General features: G+C 36.5%; 22 protein-coding genes. 20 read left to right on the top strand and 2 right to left on the bottom strand.

Annotated elements, in window-relative coordinates:
- Positions 1–55: 55 nt before the first annotated feature.
- On the bottom strand, positions 56–1,219 hold the full coding sequence (locus tag BN3326_RS11490) for an iron-containing alcohol dehydrogenase (protein WP_069999368.1): 1,164 nt from the start codon (positions 1,217–1,219) through the stop codon (positions 56–58).
- Between the two features lie 241 nt (positions 1,220–1,460).
- On the opposite strand from BN3326_RS11490, the gene BN3326_RS22015 reads away from it, so the two are divergent.
- Positions 1,461–1,625: a hypothetical protein gene (locus BN3326_RS22015; RefSeq protein WP_171903820.1), complete on the top strand. Its 165-nt coding sequence runs from the start codon at positions 1,461–1,463 to the stop codon at positions 1,623–1,625.
- 68 nt (positions 1,626–1,693) lie between these two features.
- Here BN3326_RS22015 and BN3326_RS11485 read toward each other — a convergent pair whose 3' ends face one another.
- Positions 1,694–2,392, bottom strand: a complete 699-nt coding sequence (locus BN3326_RS11485; RefSeq protein ID WP_069999367.1) for a Crp/Fnr family transcriptional regulator — start codon at positions 2,390–2,392, stop codon at positions 1,694–1,696.
- Positions 2,393–2,788: 396 nt separating this feature from the next.
- On the opposite strand from BN3326_RS11485, the gene BN3326_RS11480 reads away from it, so the two are divergent.
- The 19 genes from BN3326_RS11480 (at position 2,789) to BN3326_RS11395 (ending at position 26,262) form a co-directional block, all read left to right on the top strand.
- The gene (locus BN3326_RS11480; RefSeq protein ID WP_141722901.1) at positions 2,789–4,186 is read left to right on the top strand and encodes an ethanolamine ammonia-lyase reactivating factor EutA; all 1,398 of its coding nucleotides are present in this window, start codon (positions 2,789–2,791) and stop codon (positions 4,184–4,186) included.
- A 42-nt stretch (positions 4,187–4,228) separates the two neighbouring features.
- The gene (locus tag BN3326_RS11475; RefSeq protein WP_074463609.1) at positions 4,229–5,581 is read left to right on the top strand and encodes an ethanolamine ammonia-lyase subunit EutB; all 1,353 of its coding nucleotides are present in this window, start codon (positions 4,229–4,231) and stop codon (positions 5,579–5,581) included.
- 63 nt (positions 5,582–5,644) lie between these two features.
- Entirely contained in the window at positions 5,645–6,907 is a 1,263-nt protein-coding gene (locus BN3326_RS11470; RefSeq protein WP_069999365.1) for an ethanolamine utilization protein EutH, read from the top strand.
- Positions 6,908–7,017: 110 nt separating this feature from the next.
- Positions 7,018–7,701: an ethanolamine ammonia-lyase subunit EutC gene (eutC, locus tag BN3326_RS11465; protein ID WP_069999364.1), complete on the top strand. Its 684-nt coding sequence runs from the start codon at positions 7,018–7,020 to the stop codon at positions 7,699–7,701.
- A gap of 179 nt (positions 7,702–7,880) precedes the next feature.
- Complete coding sequence (locus BN3326_RS11460) at positions 7,881–8,582, top strand: LytR/AlgR family response regulator transcription factor (RefSeq protein ID WP_069999363.1); 702 nt, start codon at positions 7,881–7,883, stop codon at positions 8,580–8,582.
- Positions 8,583–8,584: 2 nt separating this feature from the next.
- Complete coding sequence (locus BN3326_RS11455) at positions 8,585–9,958, top strand: ATP-binding protein (RefSeq protein ID WP_069999362.1); 1,374 nt, start codon at positions 8,585–8,587, stop codon at positions 9,956–9,958.
- A 366-nt stretch (positions 9,959–10,324) separates the two neighbouring features.
- On the top strand, positions 10,325–10,738 hold the full coding sequence (locus BN3326_RS11450) for a hypothetical protein (protein ID WP_069999361.1): 414 nt from the start codon (positions 10,325–10,327) through the stop codon (positions 10,736–10,738).
- Positions 10,739–11,080: 342 nt separating this feature from the next.
- Positions 11,081–11,638, top strand: coding sequence for a hypothetical protein (locus tag BN3326_RS11445; RefSeq protein ID WP_069999360.1), 558 nt, complete (start codon positions 11,081–11,083; stop codon positions 11,636–11,638).
- Between the two features lie 426 nt (positions 11,639–12,064).
- Positions 12,065–12,280, top strand: a complete 216-nt coding sequence (locus tag BN3326_RS11440; RefSeq protein WP_069999359.1) for a hypothetical protein — start codon at positions 12,065–12,067, stop codon at positions 12,278–12,280.
- Between the two features lie 237 nt (positions 12,281–12,517).
- The gene (locus tag BN3326_RS22010; protein WP_171903819.1) at positions 12,518–12,688 is read left to right on the top strand and encodes a hypothetical protein; all 171 of its coding nucleotides are present in this window, start codon (positions 12,518–12,520) and stop codon (positions 12,686–12,688) included.
- Positions 12,689–12,727: 39 nt separating this feature from the next.
- Positions 12,728–12,982, top strand: a complete 255-nt coding sequence (locus BN3326_RS11435) for a hypothetical protein (RefSeq protein WP_069999358.1) — start codon at positions 12,728–12,730, stop codon at positions 12,980–12,982.
- Positions 12,983–13,308: 326 nt separating this feature from the next.
- Positions 13,309–15,714, top strand: coding sequence for an InlB B-repeat-containing protein (locus tag BN3326_RS11430; RefSeq protein ID WP_069999357.1), 2,406 nt, complete (start codon positions 13,309–13,311; stop codon positions 15,712–15,714).
- A 238-nt stretch (positions 15,715–15,952) separates the two neighbouring features.
- Positions 15,953–17,695 (top strand): sensor histidine kinase, encoded by a 1,743-nt coding sequence (locus tag BN3326_RS11425; RefSeq protein ID WP_069999356.1) that lies wholly within the window; start codon positions 15,953–15,955, stop codon positions 17,693–17,695.
- Positions 17,667–18,890 carry a response regulator transcription factor gene (locus BN3326_RS11420; RefSeq protein WP_069999355.1) on the top strand — a complete coding sequence of 408 codons (1,224 nt, stop codon included), beginning with the start codon at positions 17,667–17,669 and terminating at the stop codon, positions 18,888–18,890. Before BN3326_RS11425 ends, BN3326_RS11420 begins: the two co-directional genes overlap by 29 nt.
- A 164-nt stretch (positions 18,891–19,054) precedes the next feature.
- Entirely contained in the window at positions 19,055–20,362 is a 1,308-nt protein-coding gene (locus tag BN3326_RS11415) for an ABC transporter substrate-binding protein (RefSeq protein ID WP_069999354.1), read from the top strand.
- A 60-nt stretch (positions 20,363–20,422) separates the two neighbouring features.
- A complete protein-coding gene (locus BN3326_RS11410) occupies positions 20,423–21,322 on the top strand; it encodes a carbohydrate ABC transporter permease (protein ID WP_069999353.1) in 900 nt (299 codons plus the stop codon).
- 1 nt (position 21,323) lies between these two features.
- Positions 21,324–22,151, top strand: coding sequence for a carbohydrate ABC transporter permease (locus BN3326_RS11405; RefSeq protein WP_069999352.1), 828 nt, complete (start codon positions 21,324–21,326; stop codon positions 22,149–22,151).
- A 45-nt stretch (positions 22,152–22,196) separates the two neighbouring features.
- The gene (locus BN3326_RS11400; protein WP_069999351.1) at positions 22,197–23,519 is read left to right on the top strand and encodes an FAD-dependent oxidoreductase; all 1,323 of its coding nucleotides are present in this window, start codon (positions 22,197–22,199) and stop codon (positions 23,517–23,519) included.
- Between the two features lie 16 nt (positions 23,520–23,535).
- Positions 23,536–26,262, top strand: coding sequence for a GH36-type glycosyl hydrolase domain-containing protein (locus BN3326_RS11395; protein WP_069999350.1), 2,727 nt, complete (start codon positions 23,536–23,538; stop codon positions 26,260–26,262).
- The last annotated feature ends 202 nt before the right edge of the window (positions 26,263–26,464 follow it).

Below are 26,464 nucleotides of genomic sequence, written 5' to 3'. Positions count from 1 at the left end.
TCAATAAGTGTTATATGGAAAAAGCGACAGGTCAACATGCCCGTCGCTTTTGATTTTAGTTATAAGACCTAGCCAAAATCCCTGCCGCATCTTCTGGGCTTATTGGAGAAGGATCAAAGTTAAAGAGCCCACCCATAGTATGTCTTGCATTTTCAGCATATTTTTCGAAGTTATCTTTATCAACGTTATAATCAGACATCTTAAGATCTGCCACATGGCATGATTTTTGGAGGTCAACCAGGGCTCTAACAAAATCCATAGGTTCTTTCGCTTCTTTAACTCCGAGAGCTTTAGCCATATCAACCATTTTCTCAGTACCTTTTTCGGCAAAGAAAGTATAGTATTCCTTGGAAATCATAATAAGTCCAGCGCCGTGAGCAAGTTCGGGGTGATGCGCACTGAGCGCATGTTCGAGGGAATGCTCCGAAATACAGCTGGAAGTAGATTCAACAAAACCAGAAAGCGTATTAGCAAGTGCCACCATAGCGCGGGCTTCTTCGTTTGAACCATCATTTACGGCTGTGGCAAGATATTTACCGATAAGTTCGATACTCTTTAAGGCATACATATCACTGACTGGTGTAGCGATATTAGCAATATAGCCTTCTGTAGCATGGAACAGAGCGTCAAAGCCTTGATAAGCTGTAAGATGTGACGGCACAGACATCATAAGATCAGGGTCTACCACTGAAAGTGTAGGGAACGTACCAGCGTAGCCAAAGCCGATTTTTTCATTGGTTTCTTCTTTGGTAACAACAGTCCAAGGATCAGCTTCTGTCCCTGTGCCAGCTGTTGTTGTAATCGCTACGATAGGAAGTGGTGCATGAGGGACTGGAAGCCCTTTGCCGCTGCCACCGCTTATATAGTCCCAGTAGTCCCCGGGATTTGTTGTCATTACGGCAATGCTTTTAGAAGCATCAATACTGCTGCCGCCACCAAGACCTATAACGAAATCACAATTATTTTTCTTTGCAAGGGCTGCCCCTTCCATAATGTGTACTTTAATAGGGTTAGGCAGAATTTTATCAAAGATTACATAAGGCACGTTTGCCTTCGTGAGCAATTCTTCTACGCGCCCCAAATAACCATATTTTCTCATAGAAGGACCAGCAGAAGTTACAATCAAAGCTTTTTTACCAGGTAAATAGTTAATAAATTCGTTAAGCTTACCTTTGCCAAATAATATTCTTGATGGCATGTAATAGTTAAATTGAGTCATTATACACCCTCCATTTTTAATTAATTTAAAGATTTATTTTAAAGGAAGCATAAGTATAAATGCTATCCCTATATCTGATTATACAAAGCGCAAATTGAAGAAAGAGTAACATATGTTACTCTAAGTAAAAAAATTAAAAATATACTCTGGTGTATTACAAGTGTAGATAGGATGAGATATAATGATATAAAAGCTTATCAAGGCTTATCAAATACAACTTATTTAAGAAAGGGTGGCAGTTTTGAAGAAAAATCTTTCAAGCTACATACTATTCTTTGCAGGAGGATTAACTGTAGTTACATCAATATTTAATTTTATAGGCCGCAATATAGGCTTTGGATTAGTGTATTTAAACCTCGCTGTAGTGTATTGTCTATTAGCAGAGATGCGCAGAAATAAGCAGTAAGAAATTTGAAAGTAGTTATAGATAAAGCCATATTGCTATACGTGTATAACAATATGGCTTTATCTGTGTTACAGTTCATATAAGAGTGTGTATAGGGCATCAGCAGACACAAGTTTAACTTCATTTTTATTAAAAAGAATGAGACCATCCTGCTGCATGTGGGAAAGTTCTCGGGAAAGAGAAGGCCTTGTGGTATTGAGATATTCCGCAAGCTCTTTGCGGTTAAAAGGCAGTATGATGGTGCTTGAGTTCTGCACTTCATAAAGCTCTAAGAAATATTTCACAAGCTTAAGCCGTATCGAATGGGTAGTCAGCAAGTTGATTTTCTTTTTATAAAAATGCGCTTTATCTGAAAGCAAATAAAAAGTGTTTTGCACAAGTTTCTGATGAGATAGACAGGCTTTATGGCAAAAAGCAGGAAAGGCTTGGCTTGGAAGCATCAGTACGGTACTAGGCTTAGTTGCAATAGCAGCACAGTCACAGCCTTGATGTTTGCCAAAGGTGGTGATCTCACCCATTGTGGCGTTTGGTTCTAAAATTTCTAAAAGATGCCTGCCACCGGAGATATCTTCTTTAAAAATACTGATCTCTCCGGAAAGGAGAATATAGAGATAATCGTAGGGGGTATTGGGGATATAAATAAATTCTTCAGGCTGATACGTTTTGGTAAGTGGTTTTAAACAACCTAAGATCTGAGTGATTTCGGATTCACTCATTTTATCAAAAAGTGCATTGTTTTTAAGCAGTGGCAGATAATTATTATTCATTATAGTCCCCCAGTTCTAAGCTTTTGTACTTATTATACTATAGATTTCACATTTTAAAGTTGTTTTTCTATATATGTATAATAAGAAACTGAATATTTTATTTCAATACGTAGCAGAGGGATCTTTGGGGCTTGAAAGTTGCCTATGTGCATAATGTTGAGCATCTTATTAATAACATTTTGTCAATACCCTAACATTTACAATATTTATACATAAGTACAAATATTAATTATTCATAACTAGAGAAAATTAAAAAATTAACGATCGGTTATTGTAGTTTGAAATTAAATAATTTATACTTATGTTAATTAATAGGCTATATCAAATATTATACTGATGACAAAGAGGTCATATTCCTAAACGGAGTATGACCTCTTTGGCGTTGCTGGAGGAGGCGTGTTTATCGAAAAAATATATACTTTGGGAATGGATATAGGGACTACCACCACGCAGCTTATCATTTGTGAACTTACTGTTGAAAACCTAACAGCCAACTACTTATCGGTTGAACCCAAAATCTTATCCAGAAAGCTTATTTATGAGAGTCCTATAGTGATTACCCCCATGATTGATAGTTATCACTTAAACGAGACCGAACTGATTAAGATGTTTTTTGAATTTATTAAAGAAAGTGGGGTAGATATCAAAAAGATAAAAACAGGAGCGGTTATTATTACAGGAGAATCCAGCCTTAAAGAAAATGCAAGCCAGCTTATCCATAGCATTGCAGATAGTACAGGCGAATTTATTGTAGCTACAGCGGGGGCAGATCTTGAGTCCATCCTTGCAGGCTATGGCAGTGGCGTGCAGGCACTTTCCTATAGACAAAGCAGTAAGCTTACCAACATTGATATAGGAGGCGGTACGACTAATATCGTCAAATTTGATGGCGGAGAAGTCAGCGATACCTTGACACTGCATATTGGAGGCAGGCTTCTTAGGATAGATAACCAGCTTAGTGTAACCTACATATCACCGGTACTGCAAAAAGCACTTCTGTTAGAAGGGTGGTATGTTCAGCAAGAAGACACGCTGACTTACAAACAGATAAGAGCAATTGCAGAATTTATGGCAGCCTATGTGGTGGGGGCCATTACCCATGAACTACATCCAGATTACGACCTGCTTTATGTATCGAAAGATACTGTTTCGACAGAGGCTGAGGCCTACTTTATATCTGGAGGGGTAGGCGAGTACGTCTATGCCACATGTGATAAGGATAGCCTGATAGAAGCCTGCTTAAAATACCAAGATATAGGCCCCGTTTTAGGTGACGCCGTAAAAAAAGCCTTTCAAAAGAGGGGAATGGTGCTTAGGCAGCCGGAACATAAGATTCGTGCAACAGTATGTGGCTCAGGAAGCTATAGCATGCAGCTTAGCGGCAATACGATTTATGTAGACCAGGCGGCTTTGCCGATGAAGAATTTACCACTGATAAGGGTGACTTATCAAAAAGAAATAGAAGGGTTTGTGGCGGCAGCCAAAAGGCTGATGGGCTATCACCAGGGGCAGAGTGCACTTTATGTGACATACGAGGGAGATAAAAGTTATGAGGATATTATAAGGCTGGCTCAGGGGATCATCGATATTGCAGAGGAAAATATGGCACATATTATTGTCATCACGGATAAAAACATAGGCAAAGCTTTGGGACAGACCCTTCAGAGGCATTTGGTAAAGCATAAGGCCATTGTTTGTATTGATCATATTCAAAATACCCATGGCAGCTATGTGGATCTTGGGAAAATGGTAGGCGGGAGCTTACCTGTAGTTATCAAGTCACTTATATTTTAGAAAGATTAAAAGAAGAGCCTAATAGGAAGAGGGTGAAGGGTAGTGTATAAAATTACATTACAAAATAAAACGTATCAATTTGAGAGTTTAAAAGAGGTGATGGCAAAAGCCAATGAGCTAAAGTCAGGGGATGCATTGGCGGGTATTGCTGCTTTATCTGCCCATGAAAGAATAGCGGCAAAAATGATATTAGCAGATATTACGCTGGAGACCATTTATAATAATCCGCTTATTCCTTATGAAGAAGATGAAGTGACAAGGCTTATTGTAGAAAGTATAGACCGAGATATTTACGAAGGTATAAAAAAGATGACAGTGGGAGAACTGAGAGACTTTATTTTAAGTGTGGAAAAAGAAGAGATAGAGCGCATAAGACCAGCCTTAACAGCGGAGATGATTTCTGCTGTTACAAAGCTTATGAGTAATATGGACTTAGTGTATGCGGCTAATAAACTGGTTGTCACATCTTACTGCAATACAATAATAGGTCAGCCAGGAACACTCTCAGCGAGACTTCAGCCGAACCATCCGATCGATGATGTTGAAGGGGTGATGCTGTCAGTTATGGAAGGGATGAGTTATGCAGTAGGCGATGCGGTGATCGGGCTTAACCCAGTCAATGATTCAGTAGATAATGTTAAACGTATTTTAGAAGCCTTCTACGATTTTTATAACAAATGGGCTATCCCGACACAAAACTGTGTACTTGCCCATGTGACGACTCAGATGGAAGCTCTAAAAAAAGGTGCACCTATTGACTTGATGTTTCAAAGTCTTGCGGGTTCAGAGATTTCAAACAGAGCTTTTGGAATAGACATTGCACTGATGGATGAGGCTTATGAAATGATGCGTCAGCAAAAAAGTTCCAAAGGGCCTAACTACATGTATTTTGAAACAGGACAAGGTTCAGAGCTTTCTTCAGAAGGACACCACAATGTTGATCAGCTGACGATGGAAGCAAGATGTTATGGTTTTGCCAAACGTTACAAACCTTATTTAGTTAATACGGTTGTGGGTTTTATTGGCCCGGAATATTTATATGATGGGGCGCAGGTTATAAGAGCTGGACTTGAAGATCACTTTATGGGGAAACTAACGGGGATTTCGATGGGAGTGGACGTATGCTACACCAACCATATGAAAGCAGATCAGAATGACCTTGAGAATCTAGCACTTCTCTTAAGCCAGGCAAACTGTAATTACTATATGGGCGTGCCAGCCGGGGATGATGTGATGCTGATGTATCAAAGTACCAGTTATCATGATGTAGCAGCTCTTAGGGAAATAACAGGCAAGACGCCTATAGCTGAATTTAATCAGCGTATGGAAGAACTGGAGATTCTAAAAGATGGCAGGCTGACTAAGCGGGCTGGAGATTATAGGATGTTTCTATAGACTGACTAGTAGCGTACATAAGGTCATACCTATTTAAAATAATAAGGACAGGGGGATTGTAAAATGTTTAATGAACTAATCCAGAATATAACGAATTGGGGTGTTTTAGCAGCATCTTTTGAGGAGTTTTCACATAACATGTCTGTTAACATGGTGATTATGGTAATCATGATGATCTTTATGGTCGTAGGTGCCGTTGATAAAGTAAGAGGGAATAAAAGAGGTTATGGCGAGAAGTTTGATGAAGGCTTTAATGCCATGGGGCCTTTAGCCATAGCTATGATAGGGGTGGTTGCGCTGGCACCTGTTTTAAGAATTATATTACAGCCTATTATTGCTCCGGTTTATCAGCTGCTTGGTGCAAATCCGGCTATGTTTGCAACGACGCTTTTAGCCAATGATATGGGGGGATACCCTCTGGCTATGCAGCTTGCAGGGGATAACGAAACCATTGGTAATTTTGCGGGCTTAATACTTGGGGGTATGATGGGGCCAACCATTGTATTTACTATTCCGGTCGCTTTATCGATTATTAAAAAAGAAGACAGACCGTATTTGGCATGTGGTATTTTAGTGGGTTTAATCACCATACCTATTGGGTGTATTGTGGGTGGTTTAACGATGAATATGACACAGTATAAAATAAGCCTTGGAGAAATTCTTATTAACCTTGTGCCGGTTATTATCATTGCGGGACTCATTGCTGTAGGTTTATGGTTTAAGCCTGCTCAGATGATGGATGGGTTTATGAAGTTTGGTAATGCGATTACCATTATTATTACCATAGGTACGGCTATAGCAGTTTTCCAATATCAAACAGGTCTTAGATTTCCGCTTTTTGATGTGATGGTGGATGCAGATAAAAACGGGGGCGTGGTGCCCTTAGAGGAAGGCATTATGATAGTAGGGGCTATTGCCATTGTATTAATCGGAGCTTTTCCGATGGTGCATTTTATTACCACAAACTTTGCGAAACCCCTTATGAAATTTGGGCAGATGCTGGGTGTTGAAGAAAAGGCTTCAGCGGGATTTGTGGCAACCCTTGCTAATAATATTCCGATGTTTAATATTATGCACGAAATGGATGCTAAAGGTAAAATACTAAACGTAGCCTTTGCGGTATCGGCAGCTTTTGTATTTGGGGATCATCTTGGCTTTACAGCAGGGGTTAATCCGGATATGATTTTCGCAGTGGTGTTAGGAAAGCTTACAGCAGGTATTACAGCGGTTATTTTAGCAGCTGTTCTTGCACCTAAGTTACTCTCTAAAGTAAATGCGTCGCAATCAACCGACAAAAAAGAGGGCGTAAAATCAGTGGCACTATAAGTGTTAGATTAAAGGTTAAATAATAGATAGGTAATTGCAAAACTTAAGAAATTTAGGTTATCAAATAGGGGCGAAGATGCTCAAAACAGCAAAAATAGGGAGGTAAAAGTATGGATATAGGCGTAATAACTCCTGCTAGAATTCATATAGGACGTAGTGGGGCAAGGATGACGACAAAAGAACTGCTTAAGTTCAGACAAGATCATGCAATAGCCATGGATGCAGTGTGGTCTCATGCAGATGAAGAGCTTGTTAAAAGCCTCGGATTTAAGGTAGTTAACACTCTCATTAATGATAAAGAAGAATATATCAGAAGACCGGATTTAGGAAGAAGGTTTTCTGAGGAAACGCTGGAGGACATAAAAAGCACGTGTATTCACCAGCCTGCTGTACAAATCATCGCAGCGGATGGTCTGAGTTCCCCAGCGATTGATGCCAACTTAAAAGATATTTATGGGATCTTAACAGACGGTTTTAAACATAGAGGCATCACCGTAGGAACGCCCATCTTTGTACGGTATGGTAGAGTGGCAACGATGGACTACATATCAGAGGCGGTAGGGGCAGAGGTCACTATTTTATTAGTAGGAGAAAGACCGGGACTTGCAACAGGGGAAAGTATGAGTGCCTATATGGCCTATCAGTCGAGTGCGTCAAAACCAGAGTCGCAAAGAACAGTAGTTTCTAATATCCACAGTGGAGGCTTATACCCTGTAGAAGCAGGCGCGCAGATTATTCATATAGCGGAAATTATGTTGAAAGAGAAAAAGAGCGGTGTAGATTTAAAAATATAATACGATTAACTAAAAAGTGCGAGAGACTTATAAAAAGACTCTCGTATTTTTTATTTAACCGGAAATAAGCAGCGCTATTCAAACTTATTCCTAGACTATTTAGACAAATATGGTTCCCAAGAGGGAATTTTGATGTAAAATAATAGAAAGTTGGAATAAAAGTTAGAGGAGACATCAATATGCTTACATGTGTGATCTGCGAAGACAATGAAATACATAGAAATAAAATTAACGATTACTTAAAGAGCGTGCTTAGCGAGCTGCATACTGCCTATGAAATTATAGAATTTGAGTGTGGAGAGCAATTATTAAATGCTTATCCTAATCATGTAGATATTATTTTTTTAGATATTAAAATGAAAGAGCTGTCGGGAATGGAGACTGCACAAAAAATTAGAACTTTTGATACAGAGACAGAGATCATCTTTATAACGGGACTCACAGAGTTTATGCAGCAGGGCTATGAAGTAAGTGCAAGGCGTTATTTAACAAAACCTATCCAGTATGAAATATTTACTCAGCAAGTAAAGCCTTGTATTGAAGCTATTATAAAACGAAAAGAGCAGTATATATGGGTAAAAAGTCTTCAAGCAACGTATAAAGTAAGGGTAGATAACATCTTGTATGCTGAAACCTATGGGCGTCAGGTCAATGTTTACACCACCCAACAAATATACCCTACTTATATGTCCTTAAGTCTTATAGAAAAGGCGTTGAAAGGGGAACATTTTTTCAGGTGTCAAAAGTCATGTTTAATTAACTTAAACTATGTGGAAGGCATTACTAAAGATTCAGTATTTATAAAAGATAAAGAGATTCCAGTGAGCCGCTTAAAAATGCAGACTTTAAAAAAAGAGCTGGCGAAGATAATAGGAGAATAGCCATGATAAAAACACCACTTTTTTGGTCAATAATTTTTTTGATATCTAGTTTAATTGATTGGACCGCACTGAAGATCCTAATAGATAGCAATAGCTTGATAAAGATTCCAACAAAAAGGTATTATCAGTTATTTAGCGTGATGGTAGGGGCAGAATTTCTTTTAAATGTATTTGATGTTCTGCCCATCCTAAAGGTTATTATAATAATTATCATGACTTGGGGCTTCTACCAAATAAGTTATCATGTTTCTTGGGTTAAAAATAGTATAGTGACAGCTGTTTTTTGGATGTTGTCTCTTGGAAGCGAAGGCATTATGCTGGGGCTTATAACAAGACTCTATCGCTTAGAATCTCATATGTCTTTATTAGAACCTGGTTATATAAAGCTTCTGTTTTTTATTTTAGCAAAAGTCTTATTCGTAAGTGTTGTATTAGTTTATCAAAAATTAAAAATATCTATAGATAATGATCAGCATGACATCATCTACATATTACTCCCCTTAGCTGCCAACAGTTTAGTACTGATTTTTATTTTTGAGTATGCACCAAAGATGGCTATTAACACACAGAACTATTACTCGATGATCCTAGGTATGACACTGCTTATTGTTTTAGCAAATGTATCGCTTGTTGTAATGATAAGAAAAATGACTCGGGACTATCAGGTTAAATTAGCTTACAAAAGTTATGAAGATAAAAAAGAAGCGGAGTACAGCTACTATATGCAGCTAGAAAAGGAGCATGAACAGGTTAGGCAACTTTATCATGATATGAATAATCATATTGAATGTATTAAAGGATTGGTACAAGATAAGGAGCAACTGCGCCAATATATACAGTCGATTGAGGAAGAAATACCGAGCATGAAACAAGTCTTTCAAACAGGCAGCAAAGTAGTAGATACTCTCTTTAGGCAGAAAAGCATTGTGTGTGAGAAAGAGCGTATTGATCTGCTAGTCAATCTAGACTTAACGAGATGCAGTTTTATAGAACCTAAAGATTTATGCAGTATTTTTGCCAATGCTTTAGATAATGCTATAGAAGCTTGCCAAAATATAAAAAGTGAAGATAGAAAGAGATATATCCATATAGAAGGTTCTAAGGTTAAACGTTTTTTAGTGATTAAAATAAAAAACCCTAAAGAACACCCAATTAAGCTAAAAGGTGAAAAGATTATCACCCATAAAAAAGATGAAATACTGCATGGACTAGGGCTAAAAAATATACGAAGATGTGTGGAAAAATACGAATCAGAACTAGTGCTTCAACATACAGAAAATGAATTTTATTTAAAAATAGTTATACCCTTAAACGCATCTGATAACATATTAGACAATAAAAATGACATCTTAAACAATAAGTGTATAAAAGTGTAAAAAAAGATGTTAAGTTTGAGACAGAGGAGAGAAAATAAGATATAAGTATATAGCTAGGAGATTAAGTATAAGTTTTGGACTAATTACGCTAATAGCAGTTTTTTATGCTTACTTATATGAGTACAGCGTATATATAATCTTTTCTCTAGGATGGATAGCTATAATACTTATTATGGGATATACGAAAGGGGGAGAGGGGAATTAAAAAGTACGCTTTAAGTTTAATGAAATATGTAGGGCAATTGGTTTGCCTATCAAGGGGAAGTGCCTAAAGAAATGAAACAGTTTAAAAGGGTTAAGTAAATAAAATATTATCATAGAAGTTTTATGTGATGAATACCCAGAAATGAGAGGATAATGTTAATTATGAAGCATAAGAGGTTATCTAAATTAAGAATCAGCTGTATATTTGTCATCATAATTTCAACAGTTTTATTGGCTGTTTTCTATAGTCGCGGCGGGCTATTTAAAAATAATAATTTAGAAAAACTAACTACTAAAAATGTAAGTTTATATCCATTAAATAAAAATGGTCAGACATATGGACCTCACATTGATAATTATGAAGAAGAACCTGATTTAATTGAAGTCTATGGTACACATGGGACTCTGGGATATATCAAATCTACTGATCTTGAATCACCACCTAATACACCAGAAGAAGCTATAAAGCAGCAAAACAATAGAAAGACTCCTATAGAATTACCAGTTTACGATAAAGATGGAGAAAATATTATCAGCACATTCGTTTTGCAAGATAATACCGGTGTTGATTATTAATAAGAATTAAGAATTAAGAATTAAGAGTTAAGAATATATGGTAAAAGAGAGAAAAAGTTCAATGAAGTAAAATTTTATAAAATATTAAAACAGAGGGAGTGAACATTAATAAAAAATTATAGATTGACGAAGATATTGGAAGAAAACTAATATATAGTATTTTATGAACTTTTGGGTATATACATACCTATCAATCATCAACCGGAAGTATATCTCTATCTCCTTCAGGTCCTAGCTTTTCACTCTCTTCCACGAGTAAGCAATGGTCTCTAGATGCAACTCTTGATGGTCTTGCCTATTAATTTATACATATTATAGTTTATAAGGATGGGTCATAAATAAATGAATAGATTATCTAGAAAGTATTTGCAAGCTATAATAATAGTTGTTATTTTACTGTGTGTTTTTTACAAGCTGAATGAAAAGTATCCTTCTAGTACTACAATAAAAGGGATATTAAGTGAAAATGGTGAAGGGATAGAAATATCAGAAGTAGTGACAGTTGCTAAAATAAACGATACTGAAAGCCTGGTCTTTTATAGAGACGTATTAAACAACTTGTATTCCGCATTAGTAAAAAAAACAATACGTAATAGATGGATTATGAAAAAGTACACTGGAGCAATACCATTAATAAACTCTGTAAATAGCGTTTATAAAAATAAGCTTATATGGACATGGAATAACTTTGAAACAATTACATTTACATATGGTGTAATTTATGATTCTAATATTACAAGAATAACGATAGGAGCTGATGAAGCTTTCTTATTAAAAGACATAGGGATGTGGTACTTTATAGATAAAGTTAAAAGGTCTTTACCTAATGACGATATCAAAGGATATAATCAAGATAATCAATTAATATATAGTTATTATCCTGATAAGGCACTAAATTAAATTTTCGCTGTATATTATAAAAGGGCTTTGATTAATAATCTTATTGGTCAAGGCGCCTTTTGTTGTCTAAGAACTTCAAGATTCGCATCGTGAATTTTATTTAATAGTTGATGGTGAAGATTTGTATATGGTAGAAACAGGGACATAAATTATTCATATTACAGAATAATAATAAATAAAGAAAGGTTGTTGTTTAAAATGAATTTATTAGAAATATTAATATTCACGTTGGGATTGTTTTTTATTATAAGAAAAGGAGTAGAAGGAGCGGTTTATGCGGCTTTAATAAGATACGATGAATCAAAAAAAGCAAACCAATCTACTTAAAGAGTTTATGGCAGGTCTAGATCATATAGCCACAATGCAACAGGAACTGCTGCATCTTATAATAACGATTACATATTGAGATATTAAGGAGCAATTAATATGACTTTTATTACTTTAATATTTTCATATCTTGAATATTTAGCAATAAGATTTATACTGCTCAAATATACTAAGATAGAATTGGACATCTTCCCGGATAGATATTATGATAATCCTAAAAAAACTTGGCTTGGGGCAGGAATTTTTATCACATGCTTTTTAATCACAGGATGGATAGTTGAACTGCTATTTGGAGCAGATAAGCTGAATTTTTAAGATTGGTTAAAGGGGCTGGTACACTAAAGCTGTGCACAGTCTTTTTTTACGTGCGCGCTGCAGCTACTTAACCCCCCTCGATGACATCTTAGACATAAAAAACGACATCTTAAACAATAATTGTATAAAAGTATAAAAAAAGATGTTATGTTTAAGACATATGAGCTATTTTATTAACCATTACATAAGATTGAAAGTCAATAGGCTTTAGATGCCTTGAAGTTAGGAAGTGAAGACATGATTATCGTAATTTACATAATGCCCATTATAGGATTCTTATTTTTTATTAATTTTATAGCGATCATGGAGAATATTCATGCTAATAAGGAAGCGGGCTGGGGGGCCTTCTGGGGAGCTTTGATGTTTGCTTATATGGTGTGGGGATTTACATGGATTTCTATTATGTAAGACCATGCAGGATAGGGTCATTTCGTGGAGGAAGAGATAATGTTACCTTTAAGAGAATTGGGAGAAGGGTTCGGTTATGAGGAATTATGTATGGGGATTATTAAAAGACTGCGGTATCTGAGTTTACTTCTCGGGTACTGCGGTCTTTTATTCATTCTAAGGGGGGGTTATGTTATGGTTTTACTTATTATAGCAATTATAGACGTACATAATATGGGGGAAAAAGAAAAAGGAACATGTAGATGTTATGAAACAGGAGTTCCGGGTCATGTAATCTTCTGTAATGCCAAGTGATATGATTACAACAAAATGGATGGTCTTATGGATCGAAAGTATATGTAGGTCAAAAAAAGTACACCCCAAAGGTAAAAATAAGATACTAGATATGAGAGGGGTAAAAAAAGAAGACTAATTTAGTGCTAATTGACTACTTTTTTACTGCCTAAATACACTTATAATATAAATATGTTATATAAAGTTGTGTGTGATAAAAGAATAAATACAATAAAAGTTACATTTATTTGAAATTAAGACAATTTTTATGTACATGGTTTATAAAAAAGGCTAGTATAATTTTTTGAAATACAATGAAATGTAGATCAAATGGAGGGGTAAATTTTATGTTAAGTAGATTACTTAGAAAGCTATTTGTAGTATCGATGACAGTGGCAATGTTTTCTATGGTAGGAAGCATACAGGCGAAAGCTAGTGAATTGACAATTTATTATGTTGATGCAGTAGAAGGCGATGATAGCAACTTAGGAACATCAGATACATCACCGTGGAAGACTTTAGATAAGTTGAATGCAATGACATTCCAGCCAGGTGATAAAATATTACTAAAGGCAGGAGCAGTTTGGGATAACCAATATCTAGATCTTAAAGGTTCAGGCACAGCTGATAAGCCTATTATTGTAGATAGCTATGGCGGTGGACCAAAGCCTGTCATCAATTTTGGAGATACAGAGGTAAATGGAGAGGGATTTGGTGTACGTCTCAAAAATGTTTCGTACTGGCAAATCAATAATCTTGAAATTACCAGTGGGCAATTTGCTGCCAGCAGGCTGCGTAATGGTATATGGGTAGTGGGGGAAGGTGCTAACGGAGGGCATTTCAGGCATATCTACATAAAAAACTGCTATGTACATGATATTTTCAGTAATAGCAGAAGGGGAGGGGGAATAAACTTCCACGCAAGAAATACACTAGGAGGCGTGGAAAGTACATGGGATGATATTTTGGTAGAAGGATGTATAGTCAGTAATGTAATGGATACTGGTATTCAAACGATGACAGATGTACTTCTTAGTCCAATGCCATCAGGATGGATTCACTTTTATGATGCTTTTACAAATGTAAGAATACGCAATAACTATGTTGAAAAAATCTATCGCGACGGCATTTTAGTCAGATCATCCACCAATCCATTGATAGAATATAATACAACAGATGCTATCGGTAAATGCGCAGTTTATGATTCAAATGTAGTAAAGTATGCGCCGTATAATGAAGTTGTAGCTGCACAGTGGGCATATTACTGCAAGGGAGCGGTTTTTCAGTACAACGTAGCCTCCAATACAAAAAAGCTGAGTGGCGATGGACAACCTTGGGACTTTGATCAGTTTGTTTATGATTCAGTTTATCAGTACAATTATAGTTATAATAATGAAGGCGGAACATTACTGGTTATGGCTAATACAGATGGAAATGTTTTCCGTTATAACATATCTCAGAATGACAAAGATATGTTTGGAAGTGCCATATACAATAGCAGCAATGGTTCTCTTGCAGTTTATAACAATGTATTTTACAGAGGGCCAGGTGTAGCACAACAAAGGAGTTTGACCTCAGCTTCATCGGGAGTAGGCAAAACAAATTTTTCCAATAATATATTCTATAATAGGTCTGGCAGTACATACACCAATAACAGCTCCGTGACATACAGTAATAACTGTTTTTATGGGGACAATGCTTCGGTACCCAATGATCCTGGGAAGATTATCAAGGATCCTTTATTCGTAAATGCCGGAGGGGCAGGCACCAGCTGGGCATCAGCAACAGCTTATCAGTTACGAGCCAGCTCGCCATGTTTGAATATGGGAACATCCATTAATTTATATAATACAGGCGTTGATTTTTTTGGAAATACATTTCCTTATGGCGCGCCAGATATTGGTGCGTATGAATACCACGGCGAGCCACAAGTTCCTGACTATTACACTGTAACTTTTGATACAGGTTTAGGAAGTCTAGTGGCTAGCCAGAATGTTGTTGATGGAAGTTATGCTAATAAACCACTAGTTGTACCAACCTTAGCAGAGCATACCTTTGAGGGTTGGTATACAGATAGTACGTATAGCACAACTTTTGATTTTATTACAATGAGAATAACTGATGACACAACCGTATATGCAAAATGGACGTTATACACTCCACCGCCAAGTTCTTATCCAGCGCAATACACTTTTGATTTTGAGGATGGCAGTACGGCAGGCTGGGAGACTCGGGGAGGTGTATGGAGAGTGATAACAGATGGAGATTCTCAAGTGCTTCATACTACAAGTCATGCAGACAGCATTGCGGTAACTGGAGATGCGTGGACTGATATGGACTTTAAGGGACACATAAAGCTCTTGACAAGTAATGGAAATGCGGGGTTATTATTCAGATATGTTGATGCAAACAATTATTATATGATACGTATTAATGATAGTAATGACAGAGTTGAGTTATATCAAAAGCTCGGGGGAACCATGACTCAACTAGCTGCCTATTCAACAAATATCAATATAAATACCCAGTATCTACTTAAAATAAATATAGAAAACAATATCATAAAAACCTATTGGAATGGGAATATAGAGCCAGTTATAGAAAAAGGCGTAAATAATTCACAGCTTAGCGCGGGTAAAATTGGGGTGAGAACTGCTTCTTCCGAAGCAAACTTTGATAATCTTATAATAAATACGACACCTATTTATATAACAGTACCCTTGGATACAGTAGAAGAAGGAGAAGTTCAGTAGCTAGGTGGAGTGTAAAAGAAGGCGAAGTTGAAACGTAAAATAGTCGCTACAATCGTAAAGCGGAGAGAAAAATCACTTTTTCTCCCGCTTACTTTATTGTATTTAAAGTATAAAAAGGGAACTAAACAATGTTAATTCAGTTTATTAAAAAATTTGATTATACCAAAAGAAGTCTTTATAATTAAGTTAATACGCATTAATGATATTAAAATGCTGGAGGGAATATAGGGGTAAATAAATGGAATTTTATAAAAGTATAAGTCGAATGAACTTAAAAAAGAAAATCCTGCTAGGTTATATAGTCCTTATTACTATTCCCCTAGCCATTGTAACTGCGGTTAACTATTTCAGTAGTGTGAAGGTACTAGAAAGCAAGACAAAAAAGCAGCTGGGAATAGCGGGGAATGCCATTAATGAGCAATACAATAACTATTTTATGGATATCAATGATATTTCAAATGACATTACAAGAAACACCTATGTTCAAGAGATTTTAAAAAGAAGCAGTGAGAATGTCACGAATGAAAAATTTATGAATGTAACGTTGCAAAGAGAAATATCTGATTATTTTATGGGAATATGCAATAGAAAGTCTGGCATATCAGCTATTTTATTACATGGATGTAATGGTCTGAATTATTACTATAGTACGGGTTATTCTTGGAATATGGACTTTGATTCTTCGGAGGAAAAATGGTTTAAAGATACGGTGGCCGCAGACGGAAGATGGGTGCTTACTGGAAAAAGAATAGACAATCAGCTGCTAAAAATAGGTGGAACAAAAGAAGAGTTTGTTACTTTTGGCAGAGTTATTAAAGATGATGTGACCTATTTGCCTCTTGGCGTGCTTCAAATCAATATCAGTGTAGACCATCTTAGTAAAATAGGTCTAAGTTCTGTTAAGGAAGGTTATGTAGCAATTTATGATGCTCAAGGAAAGCTTATCACAGATAGTGCAATAGAGAAAGCTGAAGAGTTTATCGAAATATCAAACATTTCTTCTTTAACCCATTGGCAAACCGTTTATTACGCCCCTAAACATGAGCTGTTAAAAGAAATAAAACAAACAAGAAATATAATGATGATGGTAACTATTATTATTATTATGGTAGCTGTTGTATTTGCTAATTTTATTTCTTATAGCATTGCAAAGCCGATCAAAAAGATCCTAGAAAGAATGAAATTAGTTTCAAGTGGTGATTTTGAAACTAAAATTGAGTATGACAAACAGGATGAAATGGGCGAGCTGATAGATAGGTTTAATCATATGACTTACAAAGTTAAAGAACTGATTGAAGAAATACATAGAAAAGAATATCAAAGATTAAAAACGGAAATAGATGCCCTTCAAGCACAAATTAATCCACATTTTTTATATAATACGCTTAATAGTATTCGTTTGACTGCTATGATGGAAGGTAATAAGAAGATGACAAAGCTTCTGACATCTTTTGTTTATCTTCTGAGATCTGCGGCTAAGTGTCAGGGCGCATTAATAAGCATTGAGGAGGATTTGAAAATATTGGAGGCGTATTGCGAATTAATGAAGCATCGCTACGATCATTTCACTTTACAAATTGTCTGTGAGGAAGAAATAAGGTCTTATTTTACCATTCCATTTATTTTGCAACCTCTAGTTGAAAACGCTATTTTTCACGGTATTCCCCTTGAGAAAAAAGAAGGGCTGATCGAAATTATTTTTAAACAAGAAGAGGAGAGCGTAAAAGCAATAGTTAGAGATAATGGGGATGGAATGGATGAGAAAACAGTAGCAAAACTGCTTATTGAAGAGGGAGAAAACAAAGATACTTTCAGTAGTCTTGGGGTGAAAAATGTTTATGACAGATTGAAATTAAATTTTGAGGATAAGGCTGCGATGACAATCTACAGTGAAAAAAATCTAGGAACTACTATAGAACTTACATGGCCTGCTTTGAGGGGGAGGGAAATGAATGACCAACATCATGATTGTAGAGGATGAAGTATTAGTTAGAACAGGATTAAGAACCCTTATAACCTGGGAAGAAAATGGATTTTGTCTGGTGGCTGAGGCAACTAATGGGGAGGAGGCCTTACAGCTTCTTGCTAAGAAGGATATTGATATTGTAATTACGGATATTCGTATGCCTAAGATGGATGGGCTAATGCTCGTTGAAAGAATACGAGAAGAGGGTTATCAATGTGAAGTAGTGGTACTGAGCAGCTATGATGAATTTGAGTATATCAAAAGGGCGATGGTTTTAGGAGTCAAGGATTATATTCATAAACCTACAATGATGCCAGAGGAAATTGTTGAGACGTTAAAGCGTGTTCAAAAGGAGATTTCTAAAAAACATTTATCAGAAAGTTATCAAAAAATCATTGGGCAGACGATAGATGAAGCTAATGCTTTTTTGCTAGAAAAGACAATTAAACAAATGATTGAAAAGGGAACAGACGCATTTGAGCAAGAGTGGCATGAAAATGATAGCAGTTTACTAAGTTTGAAATACGTCATTTTTGTCGTTAGACCTCTTTCGAAGGTAAAAGGGGGGGCAGAAGAAATAGTTAAATTAAAATCAGATGCAGCGTTAAGAGAGCTATTTGAAGCTTTGAAAAGTAGCAATAGTGGCTGTGCTTTCAAGCAAGATGACTATTGGGTTTCGTTGTGGGCCGATGAAATGCCAAGGGAGCTTTGTGCAGGTATAGATAAACTGTTTGAGGAGCCGGAGGATGTAGAACTTATTTATTTGTCTAGTGAAAGAGGATATATGTTGAATGAAGTACCTGTAGCACTTGAGGCACTCAAATCAAAAAATGATAAGATTTATGACGAGAAACATTGGATGGCAGGATTAAGTACAATCGTTAGTTTTGCAGTAGCCTATATTAATGAGAATTATTGTGAAAGCCTATCTTTAGAGTCGTTAGCCAACAAGATTCATATCAATGCCTCGTATTTAAGCAGGGTTTTCTTGAAAGAAACAGGTAAATCATTTATTGATTATCTTACGGAAGTTAGAATGAGTCATGCTAAACTGCTTTTAAAAGAGACTGGTTTAACAATTGTGAAGATCGCTGAGAAAGTTGGGTATGGCAACGAAAAGTATTTTATGAAATTGTTCAAGAAATATACTCGGCTTACTCCGGGAGAATTCAGAATGAGTAATAAAACTGCACCCATAAAGTCAAGATAGGATACTGTTTGAAAAGAAGTAATAAAAGGAGACTATATTAGTTATTATTATCTCCTTTTTTGTTTTCTAAAATATATTATAATTAATTTGCACTAAAAAATACTATTTTAGATATGCTAAGTTATTATATTTGCATATCATCAAATTAATGGGAGGTATATACTATGAGTAAAAATTTTAAAAAGATGACAGTTTTTTTCATACTCTCACTGATGCTGGCAGTCAGTATGAGTGGCTGTGGCCAAAAAGAAAATAGTCAAGGGCAAGAGACTGTGGCTGTGTCAGAAAGCTCAGACAAACCATCAGCAAAAGAAACTGCATCTGGTGGAAAAGTTGTAATGGTAACAAACGGGCCACAATATCAAGCAGTAATAGATAAATTTAAAAAGGATTATCCTGATATTACCCTTGTTTGGGACCAGCAATCAGGAAGCAATTATGCAGATGTATATAAAACAAGACTTGTAGCTGGGGCAGACGGGATAGACGTGTTCACACCAGGAAGAGCTGATTATCCGGTTCTTGCTCAAAGTGACCAGCTCTTTGAGATAACAGGGGAAGAGTATCTTAATAACTTCACGGACGGCGTAATAGACTCAGCAAAAGTTAATGACAAAGTATATGGTATTCCTATGACAGCTCAGTCTTATGTTGTCTGGTATAACAAAGATATATTTACTAAATATGGTTTATCTGAACCTACTACTATGAGTGAAATGGATAAAGTATGTGAAGTGCTAAAGAGCAATAATGAAATTCCTTTTGTTACATACGGCAAGAGTGATCAGCTTCATGTATTTATTGGGTTATTATACAATGACTTATTATCTAATAATACAGAATGGCTCAATAAGCTTACAACTGGAGAGGCGAAATGGACAGATGAAGCTTCTATTAAGGCAATTAAAAAATTCGAAGAGTGGGTTGATAAAGGATATATCTTAGATGGCTCCCTGTCACTTGATGATACACAGGCTTATCAGGCATTTAGCCAAGGTAAGGCTGCGATGATTCCAAACGGGGCATGGTCTATTGACAAGTTTGCAGAAGCCGAACCGCCATTTGAAGTGGGTGCGTTTGCCTATGTATCAAATGAGGGGACAGCTAATAAAGCACCTTATGTAAATGGAACAATTATGACTGTAGCTGCACAATCAAAAAATGCAAAGTCAGCCAGCACATTCCTTAATTGGATTTCACAACCTGAGAACGCTCAGCTTTGGTGTAATGAAGCAAAGCAATTTGGAACAGTAAAGGGAGTTACATCAGATTTTCATCCAACAGCTAAGTTAGTAGCACCTATCTATGCACTGCCAAAGACACCTATGTTTCATGCTTTTCTATCACCAAATGCTAAAAAAGTAGTCTATATTGAATTCCAAAAACTTATAGAAAAAGCGGAGACAGGAGCAACGGCAGAGTCAGTTGCAGCAGCTATTCAGTTAGAGCAAGATAAAGACGTTGTAAAATAATAAAACCTATGAAAAGGGAGTTTAATACTCCCTTTCCTGATAAAGAAAAGAGGAGTTCTTATGAAACTAACAAGAAAGTCAAGAGCATCAGTAAGTACTGCCCTATTTCTCTTGCCTGCACTTTTGATTTATTCCATATTTAGGTTGTTTCCAGCAGTATCATCTTTACTTTACGGATTTACTGACTGGAATGGACTTTCAAAAACATTTAATTTTGTAGGTTTTAAAAATTATATCGATATGTTCAAAGACAATTTTATTTTATTATCCATAAAAAACACAATTGTTTATTGCATAATAGTGACCTTTTTTCAGAATCTATTGGGATTGTTTTTTGCAATCATGGTGGATAATAAGGCGATCAAAGGAAATAATTTTTTTAGAACGGTACTTTTTTTGCCGTCGGTGCTTAATACTTCTGCGATATGCTTTGTTTGGGCAATTATCTTGAGTCCTGTAATTGGGATTTGGAAACCAATGGTTGAGGCACTGGGTATTGGCGGCCTATTGGGAGCTGACCCATTAGGCAGTGGAAGAACAGCGCTTTATTATGTTGCAGCAGTGAATATATGGCAGTTTATGGGTTATTCAATGATTATTTATTTAGCGGGGCTTCAATCTGTTCCTAAAGAGTTGTATGAAGCAGCAGAAGTGGATGGGTGTGGACGATTCTATAAATTTAAGCATGTTACATTACCGCTTATTGCACCATCTATTACAATTAATGTTATTCTCACAACAGTAGGTACGCTCAAGCAATTTGAACATGTCTTTGTTTTGACAAATGGAGGCCCTGGGAATGCTTCTCAAGTTATAGGTACTGCCATATATAAAGTGGCCTTTAATGACACACAGCAATTTGGATATGGAATAGCTGTGTCTACAGTACTCCTCATTGCTATTAGCGTAATAAGTGCCATTCAATTAAAAGTATTAAAGGGAAGGGAGACGGCATTCTGATATGAAAAAAGGAGAAATAATGCCCAAGGTCATTACCTATATTATTCTTATACTCACTACAGTAATTATACTCTATCCTTTATCAGCGATATTTTTCTCATCTTTTAAAACGATGCCGGATTTTATGGCTAACCCTCTTGGAATGCCAAAGAGTTTTACTATAGATAACTATATTTATGCATGGAGCAAAATGAATTTTAGCAAATATACTTTAAACAGTTTACTTATAACTGGCATAAGTGTTTTATGTATTTCAATTACAGGGGCTATGGCAGGATATAAAATTAGCAGAGATTTTAAGGGAAGTAAATACATATATTTATATTTTTTGGCAGGGATGTCCATACCAACACAATCTTTTATCATTTCCCTCTTTTCTTTTCTTAAGAGCATCAATATGATAAGTTCGTATGTTGGCATGGTGTTGACTTACTCGGCATTAAACTTGCCTTTTGCTATCCTCATTTTTGCAGGATTTTTCAAGACAATTCCTAAAGATTTACTTGAAGCACCAGAAATTGATGGATGTCCAGAATTGAAACTTTTTACTGACATCTTAATACCAGTGAGCAAGCCTGTATTTGCAACTGTCATTATTATTTCAGGAATGAATGTTTGGAATGATTTTTTTATACAAATGATTATTAATATGGATCAGAATAAATATACTTTACCTATGGGGCTTCTTAAGTTTAGAGGTGAAACGTCTGTTAACTGGACGCCACTGTTTGCAAGTATTATGTTAGTAGCTATACCTATCATTATTGTATTTTTATTAATGCAAAAGCAGTTTATCAAAGGACTGACGAGTGGCGCAGTAAAAGGGTAACTTTTAAGTAGATTTAGCGAATTTGTAGGAAAGGAGACAGATAAAATGTCTTATAACGAAAGCTATGAAGTTGTTATTGCAGGAGGAGGCCCAGCAGGAGTAGCAGCAGCGGTTTCGGCAGCTAGAAATAATGCAAAGGTACTTTTAATAGAAAGATACGGTTTTTTAGGCGGGATGCTAACGAATGCATCCGTTCCTGTTTTTTGTCCTTTCAGTGACGGTGAAAAACCTGTCATTCAAGGCGTAGGGCTTGAAATACTTGAAGGATTAAAAAAAGAAGCGTGGAAGAATCCATTTAAAGAAGAAGATAATGGCATACAAGGATTAGATTGGGTGAATACTGATCCAGAAGTGTTGAAACGTGTTCTTGATGATATTGTGTTAGAGAGTGGAGCTGAAATGCTTTTTCATACCAATGTGGTTGGTACAGAAACGGAGAATGGTGAAGTGAAGACTATTTTGCTTCATAGCAAAGAAGGGCTGAAGAAAATACAGGCGAAGATATTTATTGACTGTACAGGGGATGCGGATTTAGTTGCATTATCAGATGGAGCGTTTGAGTATGGTGATGCTGATGGATTAGTTCAAGCAGTGACACTGTGTTTTAGACTTGCGGGTATTGATGGTGAGAAGTTTATAGCTTATCAGAAAGAATCAAAAGAGACAGGTAATCTAGATCTTGCGGTAAGATGTGCTAGAGAAAATGGAGAATTTCCTTTTAACGAAAAGTCTGTTGCAACCTTTGTTCTTCAAAGTTGGCATATGGCGGGGGTCAACTTTGGTCACGTATATGAAGTTAATCCATTAAAAACAGAAGACTTAACAAGAGCGGAGATTGAATCTAGAAAGTTAATTCCGGAGCTGCTTAAGTTTATTAAAAAATATGTTCCAGGGGCAGAGCATGCAGAACTCGCATCAACAGGACCTTTTATTGGGGTACGGGAGTCAAGAAGAATCATTGGCGAATATAAACTAACGAAAGAAGATTATATGAATAGGCAACTGTTTGAAGATAACATAGCAAGATATGCCTATCCAATTGATATACACGCTTCTATTCCATCAGATGATGCGCTGGATAGGAGTCACAATCAGTTTAAAAATATGAAGTATAAGGCAGGAGAATCTTATGGTATTCCTTATAGGGCACTGCTTCCTAAAGAACTAAAAAATATTATTGTTGCAGGCAGAACTATTGCTGCGGACAGGGCAATGCAAGGCTCACTAAGAGTTACGCCAGCTTGCTTTGCCATGGGGCAGGCAGCGGGAACGGCTGCTGCTATTTGCAGCCAAAAAGAGATTTTGCCCAAAGAGATTGATATCTTATTGCTTCAAAATACTTTAAGGAAACAAGGAGCCTATTTATAAAGAAAGGTGATAAAGAATGAATAACAACAGCCAATGGATTTTTATTGATGATAAAGGCACTTTTCAATTAGATTCACCTGAACTTAGCAGCTATCTTTATTTTCCCCTTACTAATGAGGCGGGAATGATGAGCAGTATAACACCTACCTTAAATGGTGATGCAAAAACAGGCCAAAATACCTTTGCACTACTTCCGGTAAGCGGTGAAGACTTACATAATTCAAGAATGGCAAGAAACTTTTGGGTCTACATAGAGGGAAAAGGAGCTTGGTCTGTAGCAGGGCTATCTGCTGTGCAGCAAGCTGGTCTTTTTAATGAAGATAAAGAAGAGACTAAGCTTACAGCAGGCATATTATGGCATAAACTTGAGAGAAGTTCTAAGAATCTTGGCCTTAAGGCAGAGATTACTTCTTTTGTTCCTGCTGGCCCGCATCAAGTTGAACTTACTAAAATAACTATTACCAATATGAGTGGAAGTATAATGAGGGTAACACCTACTGCTGCAGTTCCTATTTACGCAAGATCAGCAGACAATTTAAGGGACCACCGCCATGTGACCTCTCTTTTGCACCGCATTTATACAACGAGAGACGGGGTTGTTGTAAAGCCTACACTTACCTTTGATGAGAGAGGACATAAGCTTAATGAAATGACCTATGGCGTCCTTGGAAGAGATGATGAAGGTAATAGTCCTATAGCTTTCTTTCCTATCCTTGAGGAGTTTATAGGACAAGGAGGAAACCTTGAAAACCCTGAAGCTATTATAAGAAACAAGCCTTCTATAACTAAGGAAGGTGAGTGTTTTGAAGCCTATGAGGCTATGGGAGGTCTTCGATTTGCTACAGAGATGATTTCACCAGGGAAAAGCAAGACGTATGTTGTGGCTATAGGTATAGATGCAAAAGGGGCATATTTTGAGGATATAGCTTCAGAGTACCTAAGTGAGAAGAAGTTTGACAAGCATTTTCAAGAAACCATTAAGTATTGGAATCAAAAGCTTAATCTTACTTTTGAGACTGGAGACAGACAGCTTGACGGATGGATGAAATGGGTTTCTTTAGAGCCTATTTTAAGAAGAATTTATGGTTGTTCATTTCTACCGCACCATGATTATGGAAGAGGGGGTAGAGGTTGGAGAGACTTATGGCAGGACTGCCTGGCTCTTTTGATTATGGAACCCCAAAAGGTTAAAGATATGCTGATAAGCAACTTTGGAGGTGTACGCTTTGATGGCACCAATGCCACTATTATAGGTAGTGGGCAAGGGGAATTTATAGCTGATAGAAATAATATTACAAGGGTATGGATGGACCACGGTGCATGGCCGTTTCTTACTACCAAACTATACATAGAGCAAAGTGGAGATGTGATGTTTTTGCTTGAAAAAACCTCTTATTTTAAAGATCCGCAGATAGCAAGAGGGCAAAAAAAGGATAGTTGTTGGAATAGTAGCTATGGAAGGAGTCAGCTTGATGAAAAGCTCAGTGTCTATAAGGGTAGTATTCTAGAACATCTTTTGGTGCAGCATCTGACAGCTTTTTATGATGTCGGGCAGCATAACACTATGTGCCTTCATGGAGCAGACTGGAATGATGGACTGGATATGGCTGTGGAACAAGGAGAAAGTGCAGCTTTTACAGCTCTTTATGCGTATAATTTAAAAGAAATAGCAAGACTTATTCAAATACTTAAAGAACAAAAAGCACAAACTACCATTTTACTTGCCAAAGAACTTACTCTTCTTTTAGTAAGCTGCAATTACGAAGATATAGAAGAAAAGAGAAAGGTGCTTGCAGCCTATCTTAAAACCTGTGAGCATAATATCAGTGGCGCAACAGCAGAAATACAGAGTGATGCACTTATCGAAAACTTAGAGCAAAAGGCAGCGTGGCTCACTAATCATTTAAGGAAAAATGAGTGGATTCAAAGTAAAGAAGGTTATAGATGGTTTAATGGATATTACGATAATAAAGGGCAAAAAGTTGAGGGGGACCATGAAAAGGGTATTCGTATGATGCTCACTAGCCAAGTTTTTACTATTATGGGAGGCATTGCGGAAAATGATCAGGTAGAGGAGATTATTAGGTCGGCAAACCATTATTTATATGATAAAAAGATTGGTGGTTACAGGCTAAATACACCTTTTAGAGAGCTTAAAACTGATATGGGCAGACTATTTGGATTTGGCTATGGACATAAGGAAAATGGAGCAGTTTTTAGTCACATGGCAGTCATGTATGCTAATGCACTTTATATGAGGGGCTATGTGAGAGATGGCTATAAGGTACTCAGTACATTATATAAGCACTGTAGTAGCTTTGAGAAAAGTAGGATTTATCCAGGAATACCTGAGTATATTAATGAAAAAGGAAGAGGGATGTATCCTTACCTCACAGGTGCTGCCAGCTGGTTTATTCTCACTGCTCTTACAGAAATGTTTGGGATAAAAGGAAGTTTAGGTGATTTGAAAATAGAACCTAAGCTTCTTAAAATGCAGTTCGATAAAGAGGGGATTATTACTATTAGGACTGTATTTGCGAACAAGGGCATCACAATTAAATATAGTAATCACAAAGATTTAGAGTATGGTGAATATGTTATAAAAGAAATTTTTATTAATGGTAACAAGTGCTTCAATGGAGGGACAGAAGAGGCAGCACTTATATCAAGACAGGTGATATCAGAATGCAACGAGACAGAAATCGAAATTAGGGTCAATCTTGATAGTAGATTAGCCGTTTAATAAAGAGATTAAAGATAAAGACGCTTGGAAAACACCCTGGCAGGCAGGGGAAATCCAAAAATAGAAAAGTATACTAAAAATGAGAAATATAAAGTATTCCAGATCCTATCAGGAGAATACACAATAGCTGCAGGTGATGATAAACAACGCATAGACTACTTGTTTATTATCACCTTCTTATGTTGTTTTAAAATACTTTATC

Source organism: Cellulosilyticum sp. I15G10I2 (genome assembly GCF_900095725.1).
Classification (GTDB): domain Bacteria; phylum Bacillota; class Clostridia; order Lachnospirales; family Cellulosilyticaceae; genus FMMP01.
This window is presented reverse-complemented; position numbering and strand designations above follow the sequence as displayed.

Excerpts from the sequence above, each read along its gene's own strand:
- BN3326_RS11460 (WP_069999363.1), top strand. The coding sequence starts at position 7,881 with ATGCTTACATGTGTGATCTGCGAAGACAATGAAATACATAGAAATAAA.
- BN3326_RS11430 (WP_069999357.1), top strand. The coding sequence starts at position 13,309 with ATGTTAAGTAGATTACTTAGAAAGCTATTTGTAGTATCGATGACAGTG.
- BN3326_RS11415 (WP_069999354.1), top strand. The coding sequence starts at position 19,055 with ATGAGTAAAAATTTTAAAAAGATGACAGTTTTTTTCATACTCTCACTG.
- eutC (WP_069999364.1), top strand. The coding sequence starts at position 7,018 with ATGGATATAGGCGTAATAACTCCTGCTAGAATTCATATAGGACGTAGT.
- BN3326_RS11400 (WP_069999351.1), top strand. The coding sequence starts at position 22,197 with ATGTCTTATAACGAAAGCTATGAAGTTGTTATTGCAGGAGGAGGCCCA.
- BN3326_RS11450 (WP_069999361.1), top strand. The coding sequence starts at position 10,325 with ATGAAGCATAAGAGGTTATCTAAATTAAGAATCAGCTGTATATTTGTC.
- BN3326_RS11455 (WP_069999362.1), top strand. The coding sequence starts at position 8,585 with ATGATAAAAACACCACTTTTTTGGTCAATAATTTTTTTGATATCTAGT.
- BN3326_RS11395 (WP_069999350.1), top strand. The coding sequence starts at position 23,536 with ATGAATAACAACAGCCAATGGATTTTTATTGATGATAAAGGCACTTTT.
- BN3326_RS11410 (WP_069999353.1), top strand. The coding sequence starts at position 20,423 with ATGAAACTAACAAGAAAGTCAAGAGCATCAGTAAGTACTGCCCTATTT.
- BN3326_RS22010 (WP_171903819.1), top strand. The coding sequence starts at position 12,518 with ATGATTATCGTAATTTACATAATGCCCATTATAGGATTCTTATTTTTT.
- BN3326_RS11440 (WP_069999359.1), top strand. The coding sequence starts at position 12,065 with ATGACTTTTATTACTTTAATATTTTCATATCTTGAATATTTAGCAATA.
- BN3326_RS11485 (WP_069999367.1), bottom strand. The coding sequence starts at position 2,392 with ATGAATAATAATTATCTGCCACTGCTTAAAAACAATGCACTTTTTGAT.
- BN3326_RS11490 (WP_069999368.1), bottom strand. The coding sequence starts at position 1,219 with ATGACTCAATTTAACTATTACATGCCATCAAGAATATTATTTGGCAAA.
- BN3326_RS11405 (WP_069999352.1), top strand. The coding sequence starts at position 21,324 with ATGAAAAAAGGAGAAATAATGCCCAAGGTCATTACCTATATTATTCTT.
- BN3326_RS11425 (WP_069999356.1), top strand. The coding sequence starts at position 15,953 with ATGGAATTTTATAAAAGTATAAGTCGAATGAACTTAAAAAAGAAAATC.
- BN3326_RS11470 (WP_069999365.1), top strand. The coding sequence starts at position 5,645 with ATGTTTAATGAACTAATCCAGAATATAACGAATTGGGGTGTTTTAGCA.
- BN3326_RS11420 (WP_069999355.1), top strand. The coding sequence starts at position 17,667 with ATGACCAACATCATGATTGTAGAGGATGAAGTATTAGTTAGAACAGGA.
- BN3326_RS11435 (WP_069999358.1), top strand. The coding sequence starts at position 12,728 with ATGTTACCTTTAAGAGAATTGGGAGAAGGGTTCGGTTATGAGGAATTA.
- BN3326_RS11445 (WP_069999360.1), top strand. The coding sequence starts at position 11,081 with ATGAATAGATTATCTAGAAAGTATTTGCAAGCTATAATAATAGTTGTT.